This window comes from Paracidobacterium acidisoli (assembly GCF_003428625.2).
In the GTDB taxonomy this organism is placed as follows: domain Bacteria; phylum Acidobacteriota; class Terriglobia; order Terriglobales; family Acidobacteriaceae; genus Paracidobacterium; species Paracidobacterium acidisoli.
The window spans coordinates 367,762-392,063 of sequence record NZ_QVQT02000001.1 but is presented as its reverse complement, the minus strand read 5'-3'; the positions used below and the strand labels follow the sequence as shown (position 1 = coordinate 392,063).

Below are 24,302 nucleotides of genomic sequence, written 5' to 3'. Positions count from 1 at the left end.
CGAACCCATCCTCAAAAATCAAAGGGCTTCAGCCCCTGAGCGACGTAGCCACGGAACACATCCCGTCTCGCGCAGCGAGACCCGGTAGAAGCCCCCGGCTTTAGCCGGGGGAATAAGCAAGTCCAAAGGAAAGGGGGCTTCAGCCCCGGTCGGGTATCCATCTGTCCGTACCACCGCCAACTCCACAGACCGTCCCTTCCATCTACACTGAAGAGCGGACAAAACCCATGCGACTCATCCAGCTTGCCGAACTGATCGACGCCCAGCTCACAGCCGCCGGATCACCCCAGGCGTCGGAAGCGGAGATCACCCGCGTCTCCTCCATCGGCACTGCCGGAGCCGGCGCCATCGTCTTCGCCGAAGAGGAAGAGGCCTTCCGTCAGGCCGCAGACTCTCAGGCCGCCGCCGTCATCACCACCGCCCGGCTCGCCGGAGACGCAGCGCCCCCGAGGCCTCTGCTCCTGGTAAAGCATCCGAAGCTGGCCTTCGCTCGCGCGGCCAGGGTGCTGCGCGGCCATGAAGAGCACTCCGGCATCCATCCGGCCGCCTCCGTCGATCCCTCGGCACGGCTCGAGAAGCGTGTCTCCGTCGGCGCAAACGCCGTCATCGCCGCCGATGTCCGCATCGGAGAAGACGTAAGCATCGGCGCTGGCGCCGTCATCGGCCAGGGCGTCGCCATCGGCCGCGGCTGCCGGATCTACCCCCGCGCCGTCCTCTATCCGGGCACGGAGCTGGGCGAGCGCGTCGTCGTCCATGCCGGAGCCGTCCTCGGCTCAGACGGCTTCGGCTACGTCCGCGACGCCGCTACCGGCGAATACCTCCAGTTCCCGCAGCAGGGCCGTCTGGTCGTCGAGGATGATGTCGAGATCGGCGCGAACTCCACCGTCGACCGCGGAGCGCTCGAAGAGACGCGCCTCTCGCGCGGCGTCAAGATCGATAACCTGGTCCACGTCGGCCACAACGTCCGGGTCGGCCGCAACGTCGTCATTGCCGCGCAGACCGGCATCTCCGGATCGAGCGTGATCGAGGACAACGCCGTCGTCGGCGGCCAGGTCGGCATCGGCGATCACGCCGTCGTGGGCGAGCAGGTCATTCTCGGCTCCGGCTCCGGCGTGCTCACTCACAAGAAGGTAAAGGGAGCGGGCGTCGTCTTCTGGGGCCGCCCGGCGCGCCCGCTGCAGCAGTATCTGAAGGAGCTGGCCGCTCTCGGCCGCCTCGCAAAGTCGCGCGCATCCGCCAGGGCCGAGCCGCACAAGGCCGATCCCGCAAAGACCACGCCCAAGAAGCCGTCAAAGCGCGCAGGCAGCAAAAGGGCGGAGTAAGAGGAAGTCTATGGCGGTTGTCGTCGTCGGCGGTCACTCACGCAACATCGGCAAGACCTCGGTCGTCGCCGGCCTCATCGCCCGCCTGCCTGAATTCCACTGGACCGCCTTCAAGATCACGCAGTACGGTCACGGCTTCTGTACCGCCGACGGTGCTCCCTGCGACTGCCAGACCGACGACCACACCATCGCCATCAGTCAGGAGCGCGACCCCTTCACCGGAACCGACAGCGCCCGCTTCCTTGCTGCCGGAGCCGTCCGCTCCCTGTGGGTCAGAACACGCCAGGGCATGCTCGCCGAGGCCATGCCCCGCATCCGCAAAGAGATCGCCGCCTCGGAGAACGTCATCCTCGAATCGAACAGTATCCTGCAGTTTCTGCGCCCCGATCTCTATCTCACCGTGCTCGACCCCGCAACCGCCGACTTCAAGGACTCCGCCCGCCTCTTCCTCGATCGCGCCGGCGCAGTTCTGCTGCGCGATGCGGGCAGGAAACTGACGCCGCAGTGGAAGGGCGTCTCCGCCCGGCTCTTTTCCGGCAAACCGGTCTTCGCCATCGAGCCGCCGGAATACATGACCGCCGCGCTGGCGCACTTTGTCGGAGATCGCCTGCGGCATTTCATCGATTCCCGCACTGCCGGTGTGATATAACCGCTCTCCGGCCGACGTTTTGCGCGCCCCGCTCACGCGTGAAGAGAGCCGAAGGGACAGAACGCCATGAAAATGCACCTCTCAGTCCGGCTGGCGAGCACGCTGGCCGTCGCCGCTGGCTGCCTTGCGGGAGCCTCACTCTATGCACAGACACCGCCGCCCATCCGTATGGGCCTCTGGGAGTCCACCAACACCATCACCATGACCGGCCTGCAGCTGCCCCCGGACGTGATTGAGAAGCTGAAGGCGATGGGCCGTTCCATTCCCGGAAGCACGCCGCAGACCATGACCGCGCAATCCTGCTATACGCCGGAGGAGTGGCAGAAGAGCATGGCCGACGCGCGCCGCCACCGCGATGAGCAGTGCACGCAGAACAATCTCAGCTTTACCAGCAGCAAAATGGTCTTCGATGAGAGCTGCACCACATCACGCGGCGACACCACAACCGGTCACTTCGAGATGTACTTTGACGACGCCGAGCATGCTCACGGCAGCGGCCACTTCACCACCACCGGCGGGCAGGGCTCGCAGGCCGGCCATCCGCTCAATATCGATATGACTGTGAAAGGGCACTTCGTCAGCGCCGATTGCGGCGAAGTGAAGCCCGGTTCGCCGAAGATCATCAATCATCAGTAGGTTTCACGAGACCGGCGGAAAAGGCTCGCGCTTCATCGATCCGTCGCGCTGTTTGATCAGCATTTCGACTTTGCCCTCCGCCTCTTCGAGCTGCCGCCGGCAGTCTCCGGAGAGGCGGGTGCCATCTTCGAAAAGCTGAATGGACTCTTCCAGCGAAAGATCGCCGCGCTCGAGCTGCGCGACGATCTCATCGAGCTTCTTCAGCGATTCCTCAAAGCTGGCCAACGCTGGCTCCTTCGTTCGCCGCCACGGGAACCGGCTTTGCCTTCTGTGCCAGCACCTCGACCAGCACCTCCGCCGCCGCGGAATAGCGTCCGAAGGGCGCGCTGACCTGAACGCCCTGCACCATCGGCTTCGCAGCGGCGATCATCTCCTGAGCGATGCGCACGCCTTCGGCGCGGGCCTGCTCCGGCGACGATGCCTGCTGCATGCGCAGCAGGATGCTGTCGGGAACACTGACGCGCAGATCGTTCTTCATGAATTCGGCGTTGCGCAGGCTGGTGAGCGGCCAGATGCCCGCAACCACCGGTATGCGGAACTCTTCGATGCGCTTCAGGAAGACTTCGAGAATGCGCAGATCGAAGACCGGCTGCGTAATCGCGTATTCGGCGCCCGCTTCCACCTTGTAGGCAAAGCGGCGAATCTCGTTATCGATATCGGGAACACCCGGATTTGCGGCGACGGCAATGCTGAAGCCGGTCGACGCGCCGATCGGATTGCCGCCGATATCGAGCCCGTGGTTCAGGCGGTTAACGATATTCACCAGCCCGATCGCGTCCACGTCGAAGACCGCCGTGGCGTCGGGATAGTTGCCCAGCTTCGGCGGATCGCCGGTAAGGCACAGAATGTTCTTCAGCCCGATCGACGACGCGCCCAGCAGATCGCTCTGAATGCTGAGCACATTTCGGTCGCGGCAGGTGTAGTGCAGCACTGTCTCAATGCCCGCATGCTGCTGAATCTGAATGCACAGGCTCTGCGCGCTCATGCGCGCCGATGCCCGCGGAGAATCCGGAACGTTGATGGCGTGGACGCCGAGGGCGGCCAGCGAGGCAGCACCCTCCAGCTCCTTGCGCGTATCGATGCCGCGCGGAGGCACGATCTCCACCATGCTGACGAAGGTGCCTTCGTAAATCAGACGGCCGATCTTCGAGCGCTCCGCGAGAGGCGGAGGCGGCGTCTCGGTCACGATCGCTTCCTTGACCGTCGTCTGCACGCTGGTCTTCTGCGCCTCCAGAGCCCTTACCGCCGACTTCATGGCGCGAATATGGTTAGGCGTGGTGCCGCAGCAGCCTCCGATAAACTGCACCCCGGCCTTCAGGAACTTGCGCGCAAAACTAGCCATGTACTCCGGCGAGCACAGGTAGATATTGCGGCCATCGACGGCGCGCGGCATGCCGGCATTGGGCATCACGGCCAGAGGCAGGGTCGTGGCCTCTGACATGCGTTCGACAGCGGTCAGCACCGTGGCCGGCCCGACGCTGCAGTTGATACCGATGGCGTCCGGCTCGAGAGCACTCAGGCGGGCGGCGGCCAGCTCGGCCGTCGTGCCGTCCAGGCAGTTCGCCTCCTCATCCACCGTGACCATCACGATTACCGGCAGATCGGGAGCGGTGGCCTTTGCCGCCAGCAGCGCCTGCTCGGCTTCATTCAGTGCAGGCATGGTTTCAATGACCAGCAGATCGACTCCCACGCCGGGTCCGCCCGCCACCAGCCCGCGAATCTGTTCTGTGAACGCCGCCCGCGCCTCTTCGAGGCTGGTTTTACCCAGCGGTTCCAGATGAATACCCAGCGGCCCGATCGCTCCGGCGACGTATGCCGTCCCGGCCTGCTTGTCGGCCAGCTGCTCCACAGCCTGCCGTGCGACGCGGGCTCCGGCCCGGTTGATCGCTTCTACCTGATCCTGAAAACCGTAGCGTTTCAGGCGGAAAGCATTTGCGCCGAAAGTATTGGTTTCAATCACTTCCGCGCCGGCCTGCAGATATTCCTCGTGAATCGAGCGAACCAGTTCCGGTTGTGACAGATTCAGCTCGTCGAAACACTTGTTGATGAAAATGCCGCGGGCGTACAGGCTGGTGCCCATCGCCCCGTCGCAAAGAACGGGACGGCTGCCGAAGACTTCGTGGAGACGATTTGCCATCCTGACACCTTCCATACATTAGACATTAGGCAACAGGCGGCGGGCAGGAGGCAACCTGGAAGAGGACGGCTGCCGCAGAGCGCAGGGAACGGATGAAAACGTACAGGGAACTGTTTGCCGGCCCCGCGGAAAGACATCGTTGACTCTCGATGCCGGGGCTGCCGCCATCTCTCGCTCCTTTGTTATACTTGGGCTTTCCAGGAATGGAACAAACCGTGCGAAGAGTAGAGGTCCAAAGCTTTTGAAGAAAAGAAGTTCTCTGTACCATTGCGTTGTTCTGGGCATTGTTTTCGCGGTTTGTCTCGCACTGGAATCCTGCGGCCAGAACTTCTATTTTGCTGGCCGGACCCTTCCGCCCAGCGGTCTTCTCAATCGCGTGCTGATCACCGAACAGGATGCGAGCGCAATCGGAAGCGGTGCGCTGCCGTTCGTCGATGCTTTTTACGACATCCGGCATGCATATAACGCGACTACTGGCTCATTCTCGATCTCCGGTTACTCAGGCAAGCTTCCGGTCACCATTCAGAACATGCCGGAGCAGCAGACAGGCGGGGTGTATGATGCCGCGGCGGGCAGCTTTACCCTGATCAACTATGCCGGGGAAAAGGTCGCCGGTACTGTAGCCATTCCCGGTGGACTGTCCAGCAGCATTTTCATCAGTCGTGATGAGAATTACGTCTATGCTGCAAACAACAGCACTCATGTAATTTCTGTCGTGGACCGGGTTACGGGCGGCTCTTATGCACTCAACCTGCCCAATGTGAACGGCATCTCGGTCAATCCGGGCGGAACAATTGTGCTGGCATTCCTGGCAAACTCCGACGATATATACAGCGTGGTGCACCTGACGACGGCCCAGCAAACCGCGGCAGCCAATAACCCGCATTACCAGGGCGCCGAGGATTGCGAGCCGCAGAATCTGCCGCAGTTCTGTGTATTCCCGGTCAGCACCGGTACCGCAAAGTTTGATCGCCCGCTCAAGGCGGTGTTTTCTTCCGACGGATCGTCGGCGTATGTCATCGACTGCGGTCCTGAGTGCGGAGGTTCGACTGCCGGGGTAACGGTCATTCCGATCACAGGTTCTGTTTTGAACCAGGGCAGCGAAGGAGCTTCCGGTATCTCGCTGGCGGCAACCAGCTTTACGGCAATTCCCGGAGGCGCCACGAACGGCCTCTTCAGCGGAAATACTCTTTACATCGCAGGTCAGCAGTTTCAGGGCGGCAGTCCGTGCAGTACCACCCCGGGCGCTCCTGGATCAGGTGTTCTGATGGAGGGATGCCTGACGGTCCTGAATACGCCTTCGAACACCATCGGCGGGGTGTATTCCATCAGCGATGGCACGCACAACAAAATGGTCATGGGCGACGAGAGCACGCTGTGGATCGGCGCGGCTCAGTGCCAGGCAGGAGTGCGCTATCAGCAGGTGCAGGCCGGTGTGAGCGGTATTCAGTATGGATGCCTCACCATGTTCAATACCTCGACAAATACTGTGACTGTGGACGCTTATAAAGGCGATGCAACCGGCATTGCCGCCGTGCTGGGCCTGAACAAGATCTACAGTGCCGAGGGCGGTCAGGTATACATCTACAACACATCGTCTATGACGGAGCTCGATAACTCCAACGTGTCAGTGACCGGTACCGCGGTTGACGTAGCCTATATGGACGCCGCCACGGACAGCGACAACACCACTTACTGACGGCAGGAAGCAGAGAGTCAAAGGCACGGCGCTCATCATGAGTTCCGTGCCTTTGACTTTGAAGGAGGCTGAGCTGGGACAGGATTCCATTACCGAAGTTCTTGCCATCGCCGCTCATCGCGATGATGTGGAACAAACCTGCGGTGGCACACTTCTTCGCATGAAATCCATTGGCGTGCGCACCGCCATCCTCGATCTGACGCAGGGAGAGGCTGGCACGCGTGGTTCCGCACAGGATCGTGCCGCGGAAGCCGCCGCCGCCGCCCGCATTCTGGGAGTCGAATGGCGCGAGGCCCTCGACATCCCCGATGGCCGGGTTGAAAATACCTGGGAGAACCGGCTGAAGGTCGTCGGAGTTCTGCGCCACATTCGCCCGCGTGTGGTGATTCTTCCGTACTGGACAGGACGGCATCCCGACCACTACACAAGCTCGGCTCTGGGCTACGAAGCCTGCTTTCTCTCCGGCCTGGCAAAGATCGATACAGGTACGCAGCCGCACCGGCCCTTCAAGATTGTCTATGCCAGTCTTTATGCCGATGTTCGCCCCAGCTTCGTTGTCGACATCACGTCTTTTATCGAAGATCGGCACCGCGCGCTGATGGCATACCAGTCCCAGTATGCGAGCCAGGATGCCGGTCGCGGTCTCTTTGTCCCCGAAGAGGAGATTCGAGAACGTACCTTCGCCGAAGCTCGCCACTATGGTCTGCTCGGCGGAGTGCGTTACGCCGAGCCTTTTGTGCAGAAAGAAATCGGATTGATCGACGACCTCACTCTGCTTCCGGTGCAATCCTTATGACACAGACACAAACATGGAATGCAGCACAGTACGCGCAGACTGGCCGTTTTGTCGCAGACCTCGCCGGCGGAGTTTTTGATCTGCTTGACCCGCAGCCGGGAGAACATATTCTCGACCTTGGCTGCGGCGACGGCGCGCTGACAGAGAAAATCGCGGCTACCGGCGCAAGCGTTGCCGGAGTCGATGCGTCTCCCAGTATGATCGCAGCGGCGCAGGCTCGCGGACTCACCGCGCGAGTGCTGAGCGCGGAATCGCTGGATTATAAAGAAGAGTTTGACGCGGTCTTCTCGAACGCGGCGCTGCACTGGATGCGCGATCAGGATGCCGTTCTGCGCGGGGTGCGTCAGGCGCTGAGGCCTGGAGGGCGTTTCGTCGCCGAGTTCGGCGGTCATGGAAACATTGCTGCTGTTCGCGTCGCACTGCGTGCGGCTTTGGGGCATCAGGAGCTGAATGCCGAAGAGGCCGAGCATAACTACTTTCCAACCGCAGAAAGCTACGCTGCGCGCCTCGAACGGAATGGCTTCCGGGTGGAGAGCATTGGCCTGATTGCCCGGCCGACGCTGCTGCCCGTCAGCGGCATGCGCGGATGGCTCGAAACATTTCGCCGTGGTGTGCTCGATCGGTTGCCGGAGCAGGAGAGGGAAAGGGTTCTCCTCGAGTCCGTTGAACTGCTTCGTCCGGTACTCTGCGATGATCGTGGCCAGTGGACTGCTGATTATGTCCGCCTGCGCTTCAAAGCCATCGCTGCCGGCTGAAACCGGACAGACTCAGCTCGGATTTATGCCTGCATCAATGCCAGCAGCTTATTCACAGTGGCCCAGCTACGAGCCGTGCTGACGGTCTTTAGTTTCGAATCGAACCAGGCATTGGTTAGTTTTGTGCGGGCCATTCCGTTCGGGAGATACAGAAATATCTCCTGGTGAATGACGCGAAATTCATCAGGCGTGGAACGAGCCGCGTCGAGTCCATTCACCGCGTCAGTGCCGGGCTTGTCTGCCAGAAAGTAAACGTGCAGCGTGGCTTCCGCCTTCCCCATTTTGAGGAAGGGATTCGCTCGAAGAGTATCCGCAAGCTGTTCTGATGAGCGGATGACTATGGGGACCTGTATTCCGAACCGGGTCGCGATCCGATCCTGCACGAGCTTTGCGATTTTCTTCAACAAGGTCGAGGGCGCGCTGAAGAGAACATTTCCGCTCTGGATATACGTACTTACGTGGCAACAGCCGATATCCGCGAAAATAGCCGCAAGATCTGCCATCGGCAGTTTATTTTTGCCGCCCACATTAACGCCGCGCAGAAGGGCCACGTGTGTTGGATGTCCTGTCTTTGCGGAGCTCATGGATATTTACCCGTTGGAGAATACTCTATCCCGGCAAACGAGCGACGGGTTGCTTTCCCCTGCCGCTATTCGTCATTGCGCTGCAAATCGACGATTTCCAGCTCGATGCCGCCGTACTCTGGATGCTCATTTTCACGAAGCCGATACGCTACGTGGAGAATCTGCCCTTCAGCCAGTTCCATAGCTCGTATCTGCTCTGCCTGGTTCCAGCCCAGAGCAGAAAAAGTGTTAGCGCGAGGCCCATGGGCCAGCTGCAGCCGGACGTGCTTTTCCTTCATGTACCTTGGAGCGGCGGCAAGGCGGACATTACGGGCAATGAAGACCGGCTCCTCGTTACCGATGCCGAACGGTTCCAGACGCCTTAGCCAGGAAAAGAGAGCGGGAGTAATACGATCGAGTGGAAGCTCTGCATGGCAGGTCAATGGAGAACCCAGATCTTCTTCAGTAAGGTGTTCTGCAGCCCATGCGGTAAGCCGGGATCTGAGTTCGTCGACGCGCTCCGCAGGGAGTGAGAAGCCGACAGCATGGGCATGACCACCAAAGCGCGTGAAAAGATCCTGACAGTTTTCGATGGCCTCAAGCAGATGAAATCCTGCGATTGAGCGTCCGGAACCGTAGGCCGTTCCCTCTTCTCGAGTGATTACAATCGCTGGCTTGCCGGTGCGATCAACGATACGTGAAGCCAGGATGCCGATGATACCGCGGTGCCAGTCCTCACCGTCCATGACGATACACCGGGTGTCGCGAAAAACAGGATCGGCAAGTCGCTGTGTGATCTCGTCGAGTACGGCCGCTTCAGTTTCGCGGCGTTCCCGGTTCAGTTTCTCCAGCTTTGCCGCGAGATCCTTCGCACGCTGCTGATCGCGCGTGGTGAAGAGCTCAACAACATCCGATGCCACGTCCATGCGTCCGGCAGCGTTGATGCGAGGCCCGAGACGAAAGCCGATATCGGTGGAGGTAAGCCGGCGGCGTGCGGGATCGAGCTGAGCTTCCTGCATAAGAGCCCGAAGACCAGCGCTGACAGGGCGGCGCAGTTCTTCGAGTCCCGATGCGACAAAGGTACGATTTTCACCCAGCAGAGGTACCGCATCGGCAACTGTGGCGATAGCCACCATCTTGAGGAACGAGGGCAGAATTTTGGTCCGCACACGTTCGGGGTCCCAGTCCGGGGCAATGTGTGATTCGAGGAGCGCCTGAGACAGTTTGAACGCAACACCGGCGCCACAAAGATGCCTGCACCGATAAGCACAGCCTGCCTGATTGGGATTGAGAACAGCGAGCGCCTTCGGCAGGCCCATCGTTGCTTCCGGCAGATGGTGATCCGTAACAATCAGATCCAGACCAAGCGCCTCCGCGGCTTCGGCAGCTGCAAAGGCGCGGATTCCGGTATCGACGCTGACGACGAGGCAGACACCCTCGCCGGCGGCCGTCTCCAGAATCTCGCGCTGCATGCCATAGCCCTCGCGCAGGCGATGTGGCACATGGAAGCGAACTTCGCCGTGGAGCATCTCAATGGCCGTCTTTAGCAGAACAATTGCTGTCGTGCCATCAACGTCGTAATCGCCGTAAATCAGGATGGGTTCGCGTGCGGCGATGGCTCGTTGCATGCGCTCGACAGCCGTGCGCATGCCAAGCATGGTGAAAGGATCGAGAAGATGGTTTATCTGCGGGTGCAGGAAGCGTTCAGCCTCTGCGGCACTGCGCACGCCGCGCGCTGTCAGCAGTTCGGCCACCAGAAGCGGCAGTCCGGCATCGTGGGCCAGAGCTGACGCCACGCCCGCATCGGCCGAAGAGAGCATCCAGTTTCTTCGCCGTGCGAGCCGGCTGAGAGCGGGCGCGAGTTCAGGCGTGGCCACTACTCTTCTTCTTCATCTCCGTCGTCAAGAACGATGTTGCCGAAATCATTGACCGACTCAAGCAACTGCTGGTAACGCTCATACCAGCCGGTAGCACTTTCGTGAAGAAACATGATGCCCTGATGGGCGAATCCGAGCTGGAGATAGCCGGTTTTCCCGATGTGCGTGACGAGCACCTGCGCTTCATCCACTTCGGGGACCTCTTCATCAGGGAAATGATGCTCCTGAAGCTCCTCGATCAGCAGCTCCACATCGTCCTTTTCAAGCACGACGTCGCTCATGGTAATAAACGGAGCGCCGGCGGTTTTCGCCATTTCCACGAAATCCTTCCAGCTGTCCGGGTTGGTTTCGTCTTCCCAAAGAATGCCTGGCACGTCATCACCGGCGTGACCGGGCAGTCGGCGCATGCCGTGTCCTTCGATAAAGGCCACCATGTCATCTTTGGTCGAATGCAGATTGTCAGGATGAATATTGAGGGGTTCCATTGTCGCAGGTGCCAGTGTATCTGAATCGCGGGGGTGGAAAATGCGTCCCGATCACGATGTTTGACCTCTAACAATAAGAAACCGTAAAAACAGGCCAGTTGAAGCCAGGGAGCCATTGCTTGTCAGCTTTCGAACACCACATTTTTATATGTACCAATACGCGCGAGCCGGGGAGCGCCCGTCCCTCGTGTACTACGGATGGAAAAGGAGAGCTGCAGGCTCGTTTCAAAGATGCGATCCGGGCAGCGGGTCTGTCTGGCCGCGTCCGGGCAAATAAAGCCGGATGTCTCGATCAGTGTGAACATGGACCAACGGTTGTCGTCTACCCGGAAGGAGTCTGGTACGGCGGCGTTCAGCTGCAGGATGTGCAGGAGATTGTGAGTGAGCATCTTGTTGCAGGCCGTCCCGTCCGGAGGCTGATTCTGGCGGATGGGTGTATCAACACTGCCGGTTGCCCGCATAAGATTGCTCCTGGATCAGGGGATTGATCTTCGGAGATGCACATGGCCTGAGCCAGTCAGGAAGATGAAGATTTGCCTCAGTTGATGTGCTATATTTCATAACGAGATACATGATTTTTTCACGCGAGTACGTCGGATATCTGGCGCGCCACACAGTGAAACACCTCATTGAGGCAAAAATGATCCGGGCCGACAAGCCCGGGGCCGTCGAAGAGCGTGTCAACAATGGCCTTTTGGACGAGTTGTCGCTGGAAGACCGGATCAATGAGGAAGTTCGCGTGATCCTGGACGCCTATCAAAATGAAATGCAGCGTACCGGGGCCAGCTATGCCGAGATGTTCAAAAAGGTGAAGATCGAACTGGCGCGCAAATATAAGGCGGTGCTGTGAGAATTTCGCGCGACAAGCTCAACAAACTGGCTCATGTGGTAGCTGATACGCTTGCCGAGACTGAGGAGTGCGATTTTCTTGAAGACCGCAATACCATCCGCCAGGAAGCGCGCAAAATTCTTGAGCACCTGCTGATGGAAGAGTTGAAGATCGATAAGGCCGCCAAGCAGAAAATCGAATCTCAGCGCCGCATTATCCTGGAAGGTAGCCAGGAATGGGACATTCTTTATCGCAAGTATTACAACGAGGAAGTGAAAAAGCTGGGCATCTGAGCTGCCGGCTTTTTTTGATGGCCTCTTCCATGTATCATTCCTGCTTAAAGCCGAGACATTTTGCTGAAAAGATGAGTCAGGCAAGATCTCTCTTTCCAGACACGCTCTGGTATAGTTAAAAAGTTGGTTTCGGACCGTTCTGGTCCCTTACGGCGCCATGGTGTAATTGGTTAACACGTCGCCCTCTCAAGGCGAAGAGTTCGGGTTCGATCCCCGATGGCGCTACCAATATCCATATTAGAGTCAACAGCTTACGATTTACGAGAGACCGATTGGAGTCCATCTGGTCCCGTCGGCAGCATTCGCTTCGCGCATCTTTCTCTTGCGCAAGGGCAGCTCTTTGCCGTACTCCATAGTGGTTATCATTCTCGTGTGGCGATCAGATGCTGCTGCACCTCGAGCGGCAATTCGAGTTCCCTCTGAAGTGCGCGGTAAGCGTGGAAGAATTCATGACCACTCTGTTGGCGATGCCCCGGAAGATCATCCATGTGGACATGGATGCGTTTTATGCATCTGTCGAACAGAGAGACGATGCGTCTCTGCGAGGAAAACCGGTTGTCGTCGCATGGCGAGGAAATCGGTCTGTTGTATGCGCAGCTTCGTATGAAGCACGGCGTTTTGGTGTCCGGTCCGCTATGCCGGCAACACGTGCTGAGCGTTTGTGCCCGGAAGCAATATTTGTTCCTCCGGACTTTTCCCGCTACAGAGCCGTTTCCCGTGCGGTACATGAAATATTCCGGCGCCATACCGATCTGATCGAGCCGTTGTCACTGGATGAAGCCTATCTGGATGTGACAGAGAACAAGACAGGATTATCAACGGCAACGCGTGTTGCCAGGACCATTCGTCAGCAAATCCGTGAAGAGCTTCATCTTGCGGCGTCGGCTGGGGTCGCTCCGAATAAGTTCCTTGCAAAAATTGCGTCGGACTGGCGAAAGCCGGATGGTCTATTCGTAATTCAGCCTCAGGATGTGGCGGCATTTTTACCGTCTCTCGAAGTGGGACGCATTCCCGGTGTTGGGAGAGTCACAGAGCAACGGCTAAAGCAGATAGATGTGAGGACGGTAGCGGATCTGCAGCGGTTTGAGCTGCAGGACCTGCAGGCACAATTCGGGAAGTATGGTTTGCGGCTTTACGAGCTGGCGCGCGGCATTGATCACAATCCGGTTGTTGCCAACAGGCGGACCAGATCGATTTCTGCGGAAGATACATTTGAGCGTGATCTGCCTCTTGCCGAAACAGAGACATTGATTCGACGACTGGCGGAAAAAGTGTGGGCCGGCTCGCAAAAGGACGGACGTGTGGCTCGCACGGTCATTCTGAAGCTGAAGACGAGTAAATTCGCGATCTATACGAGGAGCTGCACTCCTGCAGCTCCACCTGCTTCATGCGAAGAATTAACAACAATTGCGCTGTCTCTGAAGGATCGTTTCGATACCGGTCCCGAGCAACGCTTTCGCCTTGTGGGTGTGGGCCTGAGCAATTTCAGAGATGCAGAGGAGCTGTCATTGCTCTTTAAGGAATAATGCGCCCATGGATCTCTTGTCCCTGCAAAGCTTCATCATGAATATCGGAATGTTAAGCAGGAAGCTCCGGAGAAACGCTTCTTGTTTCTCGCTCATCCACGCGCAATCGCGGTTTCTCGCTGAAAGAAAAGAGAAAAGCGACCAGAACAATAGCTGATGATATCGCGGAAAAGATCCAGATTGACCGCCAGTCGTGAGCAGGTACGCCCGTAGTCGAAGCGAGCGTGTAGTGCTCTACCACGGCACCAGAGAGCCATGAGCCTACAAACATACCCGCGCCGTAAGTAATGAGGGTGATAAGTCCCTGAGCCGCCGCCCGAAAGTGCGTTTCCGCTTCGCGGTCAATATAGATCTGTCCTGTAACAAAGAAGAAGTCATAGCAAATGCCATGGAGAAGAATGCCGATCCACAACATCCACATGCGGTCGCCGAGCCCGCCATAGGCGAAAAGAAAATAACGCACTGTCCATGCAGCCATTCCGGCAACCAGCATGTATTTCACGCCAAGGCGGCGGAAAAACCAGGGAATCAGCAGCATACAGATCAGCTCGGACATTTGCCCGCCTGTCATTTTCCCGGCTGCGTTCACGACACCCTTTTCATTCAGAAAGAGATTGGTAAATGCGTAGTAAAACTGCAGCGGGATGCAGATGAGGAAGGATGCGATGGCAAAGATCGCAATGGACCGATCTCGCAGCAGGTCGATTGCTTCACGCGGAAAGATGCTTCCAATCGTCACGCGCTTCTGTGTCGCAAGCGGCGGCGTGTGCGGCAGCGTAAGGCAATAGAGCGCCATGACCAGCGAAGATACCGCTGCGAGCTGCATGGGATACGCTGTTTTCTCAATGCTGAGACCGCCGATCAGGAGCCCTGCAACGATCCATCCACCAGTACCCAGAACGCGGATTGGCCCAAACTCCAGTTTGGGATCAGTCATCTGACGAAAGGCGAGGGAATTTGTCAGAGCGAGCGTGGGCATAAAGAACAGACAATAGAGAAGCACAAGAACATAGAGCGTGCCGAAATTTGTCTGTCGCGAGGCCGTGTAGAGGGCAACAGCGCCAAGGCCGTGAAGAACGGTCAGTACCCGTTCCGTACTGAACATACGGTCCGCGATGAGTCCGACAAAAAAAGGTGCAACGATAGCGCCGATTGCAGTGGTACCGGCGGCAAGTCCAATCTGCTCACCGTTAAAATGCAATCCGGCAGAAAGCCAGGTGCTGAGCGTTACGTACCACGCGCCCCAGATGAAGTACTCAAGAAACATCATGATGCTGAGGCGAGTTCTGATCTGAAGTGTCATTCATGCACCTTTACTGCCGATATTTAATGTTGATCTTTAGTGGAAATGTAATCCTGCTGTGAGTCTGGTCTGTCAGCCGCTGACACGCGATTCTTTACGTCAATTAATTATCCGTTTCAGGCAGTGCGAATGCGACATAGGCAGCCCCCTGTGGTCCTTTTGTATCTCGCGCTCCACTGGCAGCGATAACAACATATTGCCTGCCGTCGATCATATAGGTAGCAGGGGTGGCATTACCGGAGTAGGGAAGCGTCGCTGACCACAGCAACTCACCGGTTGAGCTGTTAAACGCACGGATCTGGCGATCGAAATTTGTCGCGGCGATCATCACCACACCGCCTGCGGTTACCAGCGGACCGCCATAGTTTTCACTGCCTGTGTTTTTCATGCCCGCGGCCGCAAGCTCCGGATAACTGCCCAGGGGAATCTTCCAAAGATAGTGGCCGGTATTCATGTCGATGGCATTCAGAGTACCCCATGGGGGGCGTACGGCAGGGTAGCCGTCAGGATCGAGGAATTTGCGGTAACCGGTAAAACGGTACTTTGCCTCGCCATTCAGGGGCTCAAGTGTGGACGCCACTTCTTTCGCCTGCTGATGGCCGGAGCTGTCCGATGTCTCTTTTCCACCTGTTCGCAGATAGTTCAGCAATGCAGCTTCGCTTGTACCGTCGATATTCGGAAAGGAAGGCATGCGACCTCGGCCACGATGAAGAATCTCTCCAATTGCCGAATTGGAGAACCGGTCGGTGACACCGGCGAGTGAAGGAAATTCCGGCGGCGAACCCTGCCGGTCAGCTCCGTGGCAAACTGAGCATTGACTCTGGTAAATCGTTTCACCCAGACTGGCGCCGGGCTTATTTTCAGTCAGTCCGCCTGTCCAGGCGATATCGTTCGCGTTGATATAGATCACGCCTGTGTGTGGATCGACACCGGGCCCACCCCATTCCGCGCCTCCATCAAATCCGGGAAACACCACCGTCTGCTTGTCGACCCTGAAAGGCACAAACTGACCATCACTGACGAATGTTCTGAAGTGATCGAGGGCCCAGGCATGGGCTTCCGGTGTGCGCGTGGTCAGCATGTCGGCGGTAAGCCGTTGTCTCGCGTATGGAGCAGGAGCAAGTGGAATCGGCTGAGTGGGTGAGGTCTTTTCACCGGGTACCACTGAGGGGGGAAATGGCCTTTCCTGAATGGAAAAGAGTGGCTTTCCGGTCACGCGGTCGAAGAGGAAAACAAATCCCTGTTTTGAGGTTTGAGCCACTGCATCAATGGATCGGCCGTGGGACCTGACCGTGATAAGCGCAGGTGGAGAAGGGAAGTCGCGATCCCAAATATCATGGTGCACATCCTGAAAATGCCAGATCAGTTTGCCCGTATTGGCATCCAGCGCCAGCAGAGTGTTGGCATAGAGATCGTCACCGATGCGGTCAAACCCATAAAAGTCATTGACCGCAGAGCCGGTGGGAACATACAGGATTCCGCGCTTTTGATCGAGCGTCATGCCTGCCCAGTTATTTGCTGAGCCGCTCGTTTTCCAGGACTGCGGCATCCAGGTGGAATATCCTGGTTCTCCCGGATGAGGAATGGTGTGAAAGGACCATCGCAGAGCGCCGGTATGAACATCGAAAGCCCGAATATCGCCGCGTAAAGCCGGTTCCGTCTCAGGGGCTCGAAAGCCAACGATGATCATATCCTTATAGATCGTGCCCGGAGATGTCATCGCGGCGAAGGTTTTGGTGTAATCGACACCTGGATCAGCCAGACCCTTCCGCAGATCGATTCGTCCTCCCTCGCCAAATTCTGAAATTGGCCGGCCTGTCTGCGGATCGAGCGCGTAAAGATAGCTGACCATTCCTGCGAACAGAATGCTTGTCCTGCCATCTGTCCAGTAACTCAGGCCACGTGCCGGCTGGCGGCTTGGCTGTTCCGGAACAAATTGCCAGAGCTTTTTGCCGTTTACGGCATCGAGAGCAAGAACTGTCTGCGTAGTGGTGTAGGCGTACATCGTCCGGCCAATGATCAGGGGATTCGTCTGTAGTCCGCCCGCTTCTTTCAGGTCGAAGACCCATGCCGGCTTCAGCTTTGCTATATTGCTGCGATTGATCTGAGCGAGCGAGGAGTAATGATCCCCATTCTGATTGCCGTTATATGCCGGCCAGTCCTGTTGTGTGATCGCTCGAGCCTTTGCTGAATTGCGTCCGTATGCAGAAGGTTGCAATATATTGAGGCTTCCCGCGAAAATCACCACGGTGCCGGCAACGGTTACGAGCCGCAGAGCGCTTGTCCTCAGAAATTGATGCATTGTTCTGTAGCCCAAAAGGATACCTGAAGCTGATCCCATTACAAAGAGCAGTCAGGCAGAAGACCAAAATATTGCCGACGCAGTGATGTATGCATGAGAAATTGTAGAGTCTTCGGTAAGCCGGAAACTGCAGCACGGCTGAATCACCACGCTCAAACCAACACGGCCTGATGCAGGAGGTCGTCGTCTATGATGAGTCGTGCTGTATGAGCCGGGCATGTTGAAAACGATCTTTTATGGAGCGTGCAAATGAATCGTATGCTGGTCTGTGCTGTTCTAATCGGCGCCTCGTCTTTACAGGCTCAGAGCGTGCCCGGTACTCAACCGCTGCGTAACACTCCAGCGGCGCCTGATGCAGATGCCTGGCAGCAGATCGCACGTATGGAAGCTCAGCTCCAGGACTGGGCGCAACTTGGCCGGTATCAGACGGAAAATGCCACGCTCCCGCCAGTGCAGCCAAATGAGCAGCGCGTGGTGTTTTATGGTGATTCGATTACCGATGGGTGGGGACGCCGGACAGGGGTCTTTTTCCCCGGCAAGCCTTACATCAATCGCGGTATCAGCGGACAGACGACACCGCAAATGCTGGTACGGTTTCAGCAGGACGTTGTGCACCTGAATCCGGCCGCTGTTGTCATTCTTGCGGGAACAAACGACATTGCAGGCAATACCGGTCCGTCGACACCGCAAATGATCGAGGATAATTTCGCATCCATGGCTGCGATCGCGAAGCAGAACCACATCAGGGTAGTGATCGCATCGATTCTTCCTGCGATCGCCTATCCATGGAAGCCAGGCATACAACCTGCAGAGGAAATTCGTCAGCTTAACAGCTGGCTGAAAGATTTTTGCGATCGGGAAGGTCTTACTTACCTCGATTACTACTCTGCAATGACGGATAAGGACGGAGGTATGCGGCCCGGCCTTTCCGTGGATGGCGTGCATCCAACTGCGGAAGGTTATGCCATCATGTCGCCACTTGCTGAAGCTGCAGTTTCCCAGGCACTACGTAAGTGAACCGACAGACAGAAGCGAACATTAGTTTCCGGAGAGAGGCTGAGGCGGCAAAACCGCTTTGAGCACGTACGAGCCAGCTGGAAACCTGTAGACTTTTTCGCCCTCGGCCATTTCACTCAAATGCACCTTTGGGCTATCATCCAGAGCCGCGCCATCCAGTGTGAATGGACGCATGCCGGCATTATTCTCTGACAAAAGAGCTGTGGTGTTCGGCGGTATCGTGAATTGCCACGTAACGGTTGAATCCTGAATCGACCATGCTGATTTGATTTGTCCATAGGACGAATCGTAAGAGAAGTCAACGCTGCCAATCCGGCGATCGAAATTCGGGTGAAGGTAAATGGTATGAAATCCCGGATCGTCCGGGGTCGCATCCACGCCCGCAGCATAACCGTAGATCCAGTCAGCAACGGCACCATAGGCATAGTGATTGTAGGAATTCATACTGGGGTCATCTCGCATTTTGTCGCCGTTCCAGCGCTCCCACATCGTTGTCGCGCCATGGTCAACGAGATATCCCCAGGATGGATAATCAGTATTGAGCAGCAAGCGGTATGCGATATCTGCATGACCGGAATCGACGAGTACCGACAACAGGTATGGAGTTCCCAGAAATCCTGTTCCCAGCCGCCATCCATTCTCGCGAATCTTCTCAACCAGCTTTTCTGCGGCCGCACGACGAAGCGTGTTTGGCAGAAGATTCATATGCAGCGCCAGCACGTATCCGGTCTGCGTGTCGCCGCCATGGCTCTTTGCATTGGGGTTATTAATCTGTCCAAAAGATGAAGCACTGTTATCCGCGCCAGCGACAAATCCGTCGGAGTGAACAAAGGCCTTATCGAAGGCGTCGCGAATGTGGCCGAAAAGAATTGCGTATTGCTGTTCTTCTTTAGTTTTTCCCAGCGCGTGGGCCATTTCTCGCATCAATGAAACATCGTAGGCCCAGTAGGCCGTGGCGATCAGAGTCTCATCGGTTTTTCCTTCCGGAGACAGCCAATCGCCGAACGATATGCCATATTCCTTTGCCCATAAATAATCAGGGTTAGCCTGGTGGATCGCACTCAGATATTTCTGCATTGCATCCCAGTTCTCTTCGAGAATGCGTCTGTCCCCCCGCTGGAACCAGTCCGTCCACGGTATGATGATGCCTGCTTCGCTCCAGCCAGCGGCAAAACCGGGGCTCGAGCTTGCAGTTCCGGGGGCAATGATTCCATACATTGCAGTGCCGCTTTGCGTGCCTCGCAAATCAGCAGCAAACTTTTTTGAAAACTGTGTCAGATCCATGTTGTACGATGCGGCACGCCAGAAGACCTGAGCATCGGCGGTCCAGCCGAGCCGCTCATCGCGCTGAGGACAATCTGTTGGTAGTCCAACGAAGTTGGATCGCTGCCCCCATAAGATGTTGTTCCATAGCTGGTTAATTATTGGACTGCCGGTGTGCAGACGCGCCGTAAATGGCGCGTCAGTATGAATTACAACTGCTTTCAGCGCATCGATTCCAGGATTTGTTTGCAGGCCAGTGATTTCTGCATAACGAAAGCCGTGGAAGGTAAATCGTGGCTGGTATTCTTCGACTCCTTTTCCGGAAAGAATGTAATGATCGGTCGCTTTTGCTGTACGCAGATTTTCGGTATAGAGCGTGCCGTCAGAATTCAACACCTCGGCAAACCTCATTTTTATATTTGTGCCTGCTGGCCCCTGCACGCGAAGGCGTTCTACTGCCGACATATTCTGACCGGAATCGTAAACGTAGACCCCGGGCGCAGGGTTGGTCAGCTTCTTTGCCGACAATACTTTTTCCATACGAATCGGCTGAAAATATTGCGAGACGATTGCCGGTTCAACGGGCTGAATGACCTCCGCGGGTTTCCAGTTTGCATCGGAGAAAGGTGCTGTACTCCAGCCCGTCTGCTCGCGTCGAGCGTCGTAATTTTCGCCGTCGTAAATTTCTGCTTTTGTAATGGGAGACTCAGCGGCTTTCCAATGCTCATCCGTATTGACCCACTCGACAGATCCATCTGCATACGCGACTCGAAGCTGTGCCCGCAGCGCGTCCGGCGTCGAGCCGTAGTTGTATCCCTGCCGGAACCACTTGAGCGGCGTGGTATACCATCCTGGGGCGAGAAATGCTCCGATCGCATTTTTCCCCGGCTTCAACTCGCTCGTTACATCGAAGACCTGATAGGGAACGCGAATCCGGTAATCTGTCCAGCCTGGTGAGAGAATCTGATCGCCTACCCGATGCCCATTCAGCCATGCCTGGTATGCACCCAGCGCCGTGATATACAACCGCGCTGATACGACAGGTCTGTTCACATCAAAGGTGTCTCGCAACAGTTTCACTGATTCAGTGGGCCACGGATTGCCTGGATCGTTATCATCTTCTCCCGTCGTGTCAGATGGAATGAAGGGAACAGCGGCCTGCCAGCCATCATCGTTGAACTGCGGATTCTGCCACTGCGGAGGAGGATTTAATGCTGCTCTCCACCCTCGTCCGCTCGTGAAGATCACGGTCGAGCCGTCTGTCAGTTCGACATACAGGCACGCGCTCATTGGGGTCTCGCTGCCATTCACCGTCTGCATTCCATTTGGGTTTGCCGCATAAAGAACTGCATCTATGGCAAGCAGATTTTCTCCCTGGTGCAATGCGCTGGTTGCATCCACCTTTGTCCATGTCTTCCAGGGAGTTTGTTTCCACGGTGGCAGAGGGAGCGCCGTCAGGACTTCCTGGCCATTCATCCAGGCCGCAACAGAGTCTTTGCCCGCCACGTATAAATCAGCGCGGCGAGCCGTTTGCTGAAGGTGGAACCGAAAGCGGAACGCATGATGTGTTTCGCCTGGGATTTTGTAGTTTTCCTGTCCGGGATTGGTGATCCACGTTGCACCCGATTTGCGAATACTGCTCTCTTCCTTTTCCTCGAAGCCAATCCACTCCGCTTTCCAGGCGTCCTTCGACATCAGGCCGGTTTCCCACCAGGCCGCAGCACTTACCGGATACAACTTCCCAGCTTTATCCCATACCTTTACGCGCCAGTAGTAGCGAGTCTCAGGCTGCATCGCCGGCCCGGTATAGGGCACATTCACTGAGCTATCGGAGGAGACGCGCCCACTATTCCATACATCCGCCTTATCTGCGATCAGCAATGCAGGGGTCGTGGCCACCTGAATTTCATATGCCGTTTGACGGGCGCCAAAACGACCATCGTGAAGCTGCCATGAAAGCAGGGGATGAGTCGTGTCGATGCCCAGAGGATACGTCAGTGAGTCACATCGCAGATGATCCGGCTTTCCTGCCGCGGCTGCGGTGGCAGGATGCTGTGCGGCACAGGAAACGCTGTAAATCAGAGAAAGAAGAATTGCCGTAAAGATCTTCTGTTCTGATCTTTTTGAAATTGGGCTCATCGCTGACCTTTAAATGATGTTTCGGACCGCCGGAGCCGCAAAGGGATATTGTCTCCAGCGTTCCAAAGCCTACACGCTGCCAGAGCAGATTGAGAACCATTCATCACATAAAGATTACGGATGAAATCTCTACACAAAATTCCAATAGAAGATCAACGAAGTGCCAAACAACAAGGCGAGTAGGAGTCACAGAAAACCACTTGCCAGCCGCGCACAGCGTCTATCCAAAAAGAGAGAGCCATAAGGCTCTCTCCTGTGGAATAACGATTTGTCTTCGATATTACCAGGCAAGTTTCTCGGGGAGGAACTCCGCAAACAGGTCGTCGTAATAGGGCTTCAGCGCCTTCATATCAGGCTTTGCATGGCCTTTGGAATATAGATCATAAGGATTAAATTTATTGACCCATGACAGCATCGCTTTGTCTTTTTCGTTCTCCAGGTACTTGTAGGCGCCATGTCGATGCCATGCGTAAAAGGAATGAAAGCGAAGCATGTAAAGTGCCTCATCCGGCAGGTAGGACTTCATCACTTCTGCAATGTAGCCGTCATGCCCGAACGACATGTGAACATTTTCGAGACCGCAGTTCGGCTCATACAGGCCGTATTTTGTCTGATACCGGGAAATATTCCTGTCCGGATTGTCAGCGAAATATTCCGGGAAAACGATCTGATCGGACCATGCACAGCCAACGGGAAAAGTATCGCCCACGACGCCCCATTGAGGCTCTCCATACAGACATAGACATTTGCCGAGGTCATGAATGAAGCCTGTTAATACCATCCATCGCGGATGGCCATCCCGGCGAATCGATTCGGAGGTCTGCAGCAGATGCTCGATCTGGGTCAGATCCGTATCCGGATCACTGTCGTCTACCAATGTATTGAGGTACTCGGCTGCCTCCCAGATCGTCTTTTCGCCGCGTGTGAGGCCAAAGTATTGGCGCTCTTTGGCGAGTACGTAATCTACCGTCTGATACTGATGATTCAGCCTGTAAAACTCGGCTACACCGGGGGTAGCCTCGGCGTCATACTGGCGAAATTCCGACTCGGTTTTGCCTTCTTTGTAGCGGCCCTCCAGAAAGTCGTCCCAGTCTTCAAGGTTGGAGAGGGGTTGTGCAGATGCTGAACTCGAAGTGGCCATAAGAATCCTCCGCCGGATGCGGCTACGTTACCGCTAACGTTATAGCAAATTCGCAGGTCCGGCGCAAAGAAAACCGCTTACCTTTTTAAGAAGAAACTATGAAAAGCGGGTCGTTTTCCAGAGAGCCCAGCCACAGGCTGCCAGGCAGAGAATCATAGTGGCGACAAGGGCAATGAGCCAGTGGAAGTTCATGGCGAGGGCAGGGACAACTGCATCTTTACCCAGCCAGACAAACAGGCCCACGGCCGCGGTGAGGATGGCGTAATCCCACCACCGGCGTTTTTCGCTGCGATTTCCAAATTCGGAGCCGCAATATTCCGCCAGGACCTGAGAGTAGTTCATGCCGTAGCGATCGCATTCGCGCAGCAGGGCGTCACTTGTTGAGGAGTGCTCTTGCTGGCCGGCTGCTGCAAGACTGATCAAAAGCGCTCCCAGAATCATGATGGCGGAGCCGGCAATGACCATCAGTTTTTGCGTCGCTGGCGCGTGCACCAGTTCGCCGAACACCAGAGCGCCCCATGCGAGTCCCCAGAGCTGATTCGTGTTTGAAAGCGGAATACCGCGTCCAATGCCGAGATATTTCGTTGCAAACTGCTGCAGCAGATCGCCAATCACCCAGACAAAGCCGCCGAGAAAGAGCCAGAAGAGCATCGGCTTCACGTGACTGGAGTGAAAGACAGCAGCATGCGTGCCTCCGTCAAGGGTCAGCACAAGCGCAAACATTGTTCCCAGCTCACCCACGGTAAATGCCGTGACGAACGACAGCGGATTCATGCCGCTCACGTAGGCTTTACGATATGGAACATACATTGTGCCCCATAACAGGCTTGCTCCAGCGGCAGCTATGACGCCATGAATGGCGTGAGGATGCATGGTCGATCCGCCGTGAATGGTGCTGAAGCCAAGTAAGATCGCCGCTGCAATAATGGCTACGGTGCCTGCAACAACCTTAAGAACTGTTCCAGTTCCTGCTCCTTTTAATTCTCCAAAGAGAACTCTTCCCCAGAAAAGACCGATGAGCGAGTTGGCATTCCAGAGGGGGAAGGCCACTGCGAGGCCAACATCGCGGACAGCGAAAACGGTAAGTGTATTGGCAACTGCCCACAACGCTCCAGCCAGAATGGCCCAGACGATCAGATGCTTTTTTCTCATCAGATCGGCAAACACGTACTCTGTGCCTTTCAGCATTGTGGGGAAGGTCCAGCGAGCTGTAAAAACTCCTGCGACCATGCAAAGAGACACAGCAAATGGGGAAAGACCAGAGTTCACCAGCTTCGTCGGCGCTTCTGCCGCGCCGAGCCACACTCCGGCTCCTAAGCCACAGATCACCCCAAGTCCGTGAAGAGCACCCATCTGTCGTGAAGCCAAAATTTCCGCTCTGGTACTCATATTCTTTTTCTCTGACGAAAGTTGTGGATCTGCACTGGAATTGATTTTCTTCGTCTGATTAATGCAGCCGAATGAGAAGGATGATTCCCAGCAGCAGCACGACAAGCGGAATAAGAAAGTGGCTGTCTGTAAGAACAGCTTTCGTCGTTCGAAGGGAGGACATTCCATACCTCATGGAAAA

Annotated in this window: 22 protein-coding genes and 1 tRNA gene; 11 read left to right on the top strand and 12 right to left on the bottom strand. The window is 56.5% G+C overall.

Annotation, left to right across the window (positions count from 1 at the left end):
- Positions 1-227 precede the first annotated feature (227 nt).
- The 3 genes from lpxD to D0Y96_RS01695 all read left to right on the top strand — a co-directional run bounded on the left by lpxD (position 228) and on the right by D0Y96_RS01695 (position 2,607).
- A complete protein-coding gene (gene lpxD, locus D0Y96_RS01705; protein WP_117297603.1) occupies positions 228-1,322 on the top strand; it encodes a UDP-3-O-(3-hydroxymyristoyl)glucosamine N-acyltransferase in 1,095 nt (364 codons plus the stop codon).
- Positions 1,323-1,332: 10 nt separating this feature from the next.
- The gene (locus D0Y96_RS01700) at positions 1,333-1,971 is read left to right on the top strand and encodes a hypothetical protein (RefSeq protein ID WP_117297602.1); all 639 of its coding nucleotides are present in this window, start codon (positions 1,333-1,335) and stop codon (positions 1,969-1,971) included.
- Positions 1,972-2,043: 72 nt separating this feature from the next.
- Entirely contained in the window at positions 2,044-2,607 is a 564-nt protein-coding gene (locus tag D0Y96_RS01695; RefSeq protein ID WP_158562129.1) for a DUF3617 domain-containing protein, read from the top strand.
- A gap of 3 nt (positions 2,608-2,610) precedes the next feature.
- Here the strand turns inward: D0Y96_RS01695 and D0Y96_RS01690 are convergent, their stop codons facing one another.
- Positions 2,611-2,832 (bottom strand): exodeoxyribonuclease VII small subunit, encoded by a 222-nt coding sequence (locus D0Y96_RS01690; RefSeq protein WP_117297600.1) that lies wholly within the window; start codon positions 2,830-2,832, stop codon positions 2,611-2,613.
- Positions 2,819-4,744, bottom strand: a complete 1,926-nt coding sequence (locus D0Y96_RS01685) for a bifunctional homocysteine S-methyltransferase/methylenetetrahydrofolate reductase (RefSeq protein ID WP_117297599.1) — start codon at positions 4,742-4,744, stop codon at positions 2,819-2,821. Before D0Y96_RS01685 ends, D0Y96_RS01690 begins: the two co-directional genes overlap by 14 nt.
- Positions 4,745-5,120: 376 nt before the next feature.
- On the opposite strand from D0Y96_RS01685, the gene D0Y96_RS01680 reads away from it, so the two are divergent.
- Genes D0Y96_RS01680 through D0Y96_RS01670 form a run of 3 tightly spaced genes read left to right on the top strand, consistent with a single transcriptional unit; the run spans position 5,121 to position 7,994 of the window.
- Positions 5,121-6,443: a YncE family protein gene (locus D0Y96_RS01680; RefSeq protein WP_147324887.1), complete on the top strand. Its 1,323-nt coding sequence runs from the start codon at positions 5,121-5,123 to the stop codon at positions 6,441-6,443.
- Positions 6,444-6,480: 37 nt separating this feature from the next.
- Entirely contained in the window at positions 6,481-7,239 is a 759-nt protein-coding gene (gene bshB1, locus D0Y96_RS01675) for a bacillithiol biosynthesis deacetylase BshB1 (RefSeq protein WP_117297597.1), read from the top strand.
- Complete coding sequence (locus D0Y96_RS01670; protein ID WP_117297596.1) at positions 7,236-7,994, top strand: class I SAM-dependent methyltransferase; 759 nt, start codon at positions 7,236-7,238, stop codon at positions 7,992-7,994. The genes bshB1 and D0Y96_RS01670 overlap by 4 nt, the downstream gene beginning before the upstream one ends.
- Before the next feature lie 23 nt (positions 7,995-8,017).
- Here the strand turns inward: D0Y96_RS01670 and D0Y96_RS01665 are convergent, their stop codons facing one another.
- The 4 genes from D0Y96_RS01665 to D0Y96_RS01650 all read right to left on the bottom strand — a co-directional run bounded on the left by D0Y96_RS01665 (position 8,018) and on the right by D0Y96_RS01650 (position 11,380).
- Entirely contained in the window at positions 8,018-8,545 is a 528-nt protein-coding gene (locus D0Y96_RS01665; RefSeq protein ID WP_158562128.1) for a DUF1697 domain-containing protein, read from the bottom strand.
- Between the two features lie 98 nt (positions 8,546-8,643).
- Positions 8,644-10,434, bottom strand: a complete 1,791-nt coding sequence (gene recJ, locus D0Y96_RS01660; protein WP_350448944.1) for a single-stranded-DNA-specific exonuclease RecJ — start codon at positions 10,432-10,434, stop codon at positions 8,644-8,646.
- Positions 10,434-10,919: a hypothetical protein gene (locus tag D0Y96_RS01655; RefSeq protein ID WP_252263375.1), complete on the bottom strand. Its 486-nt coding sequence runs from the start codon at positions 10,917-10,919 to the stop codon at positions 10,434-10,436. Before D0Y96_RS01655 ends, recJ begins: the two co-directional genes overlap by 1 nt.
- A gap of 122 nt (positions 10,920-11,041) precedes the next feature.
- Positions 11,042-11,380, bottom strand: a complete 339-nt coding sequence (locus tag D0Y96_RS01650; RefSeq protein ID WP_158562127.1) for a hypothetical protein — start codon at positions 11,378-11,380, stop codon at positions 11,042-11,044.
- A 110-nt stretch (positions 11,381-11,490) separates the two neighbouring features.
- On the opposite strand from D0Y96_RS01650, the gene D0Y96_RS01645 reads away from it, so the two are divergent.
- The 4 genes from D0Y96_RS01645 (at position 11,491) to dinB (ending at position 13,567) form a co-directional block, all read left to right on the top strand.
- Positions 11,491-11,769, top strand: coding sequence for a DUF507 family protein (locus D0Y96_RS01645; protein ID WP_117297593.1), 279 nt, complete (start codon positions 11,491-11,493; stop codon positions 11,767-11,769).
- Complete coding sequence (locus tag D0Y96_RS01640) at positions 11,766-12,041, top strand: DUF507 family protein (RefSeq protein WP_117297592.1); 276 nt, start codon at positions 11,766-11,768, stop codon at positions 12,039-12,041. Before D0Y96_RS01645 ends, D0Y96_RS01640 begins: the two co-directional genes overlap by 4 nt.
- Before the next feature lie 151 nt (positions 12,042-12,192).
- Positions 12,193-12,269: transfer RNA gene (locus tag D0Y96_RS01635), tRNA-Glu, on the top strand.
- Between the two features lie 221 nt (positions 12,270-12,490).
- Positions 12,491-13,567: a DNA polymerase IV gene (gene dinB / locus D0Y96_RS01630; protein ID WP_117297993.1), complete on the top strand. Its 1,077-nt coding sequence runs from the start codon at positions 12,491-12,493 to the stop codon at positions 13,565-13,567.
- A gap of 52 nt (positions 13,568-13,619) precedes the next feature.
- Here the strand turns inward: dinB and D0Y96_RS01625 are convergent, their stop codons facing one another.
- Together D0Y96_RS01625 and D0Y96_RS01620 are read right to left on the bottom strand one after the other, a co-directional pair.
- Complete coding sequence (locus D0Y96_RS01625) at positions 13,620-14,870, bottom strand: nucleoside permease (protein ID WP_117297591.1); 1,251 nt, start codon at positions 14,868-14,870, stop codon at positions 13,620-13,622.
- 103 nt (positions 14,871-14,973) lie between these two features.
- On the bottom strand, positions 14,974-17,172 hold the full coding sequence (locus tag D0Y96_RS01620; protein ID WP_117297590.1) for an outer membrane protein assembly factor BamB family protein: 2,199 nt from the start codon (positions 17,170-17,172) through the stop codon (positions 14,974-14,976).
- 249 nt (positions 17,173-17,421) lie between these two features.
- On the opposite strand from D0Y96_RS01620, the gene D0Y96_RS01615 reads away from it, so the two are divergent.
- Positions 17,422-18,189, top strand: coding sequence for an SGNH/GDSL hydrolase family protein (locus D0Y96_RS01615; protein WP_252263374.1), 768 nt, complete (start codon positions 17,422-17,424; stop codon positions 18,187-18,189).
- Between the two features lie 21 nt (positions 18,190-18,210).
- On the opposite strand, the gene D0Y96_RS01610 is transcribed toward D0Y96_RS01615, so the two are convergent.
- From D0Y96_RS01610 to D0Y96_RS01595, 4 genes are all read right to left on the bottom strand, one after another.
- Positions 18,211-21,591, bottom strand: a complete 3,381-nt coding sequence (locus tag D0Y96_RS01610) for a family 78 glycoside hydrolase catalytic domain (RefSeq protein WP_117297589.1) — start codon at positions 21,589-21,591, stop codon at positions 18,211-18,213.
- Positions 21,592-21,871: 280 nt separating this feature from the next.
- Positions 21,872-22,732 (bottom strand): inositol oxygenase family protein, encoded by an 861-nt coding sequence (locus D0Y96_RS01605; RefSeq protein WP_117297588.1) that lies wholly within the window; start codon positions 22,730-22,732, stop codon positions 21,872-21,874.
- Between the two features lie 96 nt (positions 22,733-22,828).
- On the bottom strand, positions 22,829-24,121 hold the full coding sequence (locus D0Y96_RS01600; RefSeq protein WP_117297587.1) for a GRP family sugar transporter: 1,293 nt from the start codon (positions 24,119-24,121) through the stop codon (positions 22,829-22,831).
- A gap of 58 nt (positions 24,122-24,179) precedes the next feature.
- Complete coding sequence (locus tag D0Y96_RS01595) at positions 24,180-24,284, bottom strand: translocated intimin receptor Tir (protein WP_199480146.1); 105 nt, start codon at positions 24,282-24,284, stop codon at positions 24,180-24,182.
- Positions 24,285-24,302: the final 18 nt, after the last annotated feature.

Excerpts from the sequence above, each read along its gene's own strand:
- lpxD (WP_117297603.1), top strand. The coding sequence starts at position 228 with ATGCGACTCATCCAGCTTGCCGAACTGATCGACGCCCAGCTCACAGCC.
- D0Y96_RS01700 (WP_117297602.1), top strand. The coding sequence starts at position 1,333 with ATGGCGGTTGTCGTCGTCGGCGGTCACTCACGCAACATCGGCAAGACC.
- D0Y96_RS01695 (WP_158562129.1), top strand. The coding sequence starts at position 2,044 with ATGCACCTCTCAGTCCGGCTGGCGAGCACGCTGGCCGTCGCCGCTGGC.
- D0Y96_RS01685 (WP_117297599.1), bottom strand. The coding sequence starts at position 4,744 with ATGGCAAATCGTCTCCACGAAGTCTTCGGCAGCCGTCCCGTTCTTTGC.
- bshB1 (WP_117297597.1), top strand. The coding sequence starts at position 6,481 with ATGAGTTCCGTGCCTTTGACTTTGAAGGAGGCTGAGCTGGGACAGGAT.
- D0Y96_RS01670 (WP_117297596.1), top strand. The coding sequence starts at position 7,236 with ATGACACAGACACAAACATGGAATGCAGCACAGTACGCGCAGACTGGC.
- D0Y96_RS01655 (WP_252263375.1), bottom strand. The coding sequence starts at position 10,919 with ATGGAACCCCTCAATATTCATCCTGACAATCTGCATTCGACCAAAGAT.
- D0Y96_RS01650 (WP_158562127.1), bottom strand. The coding sequence starts at position 11,380 with ATGCGGGCAACCGGCAGTGTTGATACACCCATCCGCCAGAATCAGCCT.
- D0Y96_RS01645 (WP_117297593.1), top strand. The coding sequence starts at position 11,491 with ATGATTTTTTCACGCGAGTACGTCGGATATCTGGCGCGCCACACAGTG.
- dinB (WP_117297993.1), top strand. The coding sequence starts at position 12,491 with ATGACCACTCTGTTGGCGATGCCCCGGAAGATCATCCATGTGGACATG.
- D0Y96_RS01625 (WP_117297591.1), bottom strand. The coding sequence starts at position 14,870 with ATGACACTTCAGATCAGAACTCGCCTCAGCATCATGATGTTTCTTGAG.
- D0Y96_RS01620 (WP_117297590.1), bottom strand. The coding sequence starts at position 17,172 with ATGCATCAATTTCTGAGGACAAGCGCTCTGCGGCTCGTAACCGTTGCC.
- D0Y96_RS01615 (WP_252263374.1), top strand. The coding sequence starts at position 17,422 with ATGAATCGTATGCTGGTCTGTGCTGTTCTAATCGGCGCCTCGTCTTTA.
- D0Y96_RS01610 (WP_117297589.1), bottom strand. The coding sequence starts at position 21,591 with ATGAGCCCAATTTCAAAAAGATCAGAACAGAAGATCTTTACGGCAATT.
- D0Y96_RS01605 (WP_117297588.1), bottom strand. The coding sequence starts at position 22,732 with ATGGCCACTTCGAGTTCAGCATCTGCACAACCCCTCTCCAACCTTGAA.
- D0Y96_RS01600 (WP_117297587.1), bottom strand. The coding sequence starts at position 24,121 with ATGAGTACCAGAGCGGAAATTTTGGCTTCACGACAGATGGGTGCTCTT.
- D0Y96_RS01595 (WP_199480146.1), bottom strand. The coding sequence starts at position 24,284 with ATGTCCTCCCTTCGAACGACGAAAGCTGTTCTTACAGACAGCCACTTT.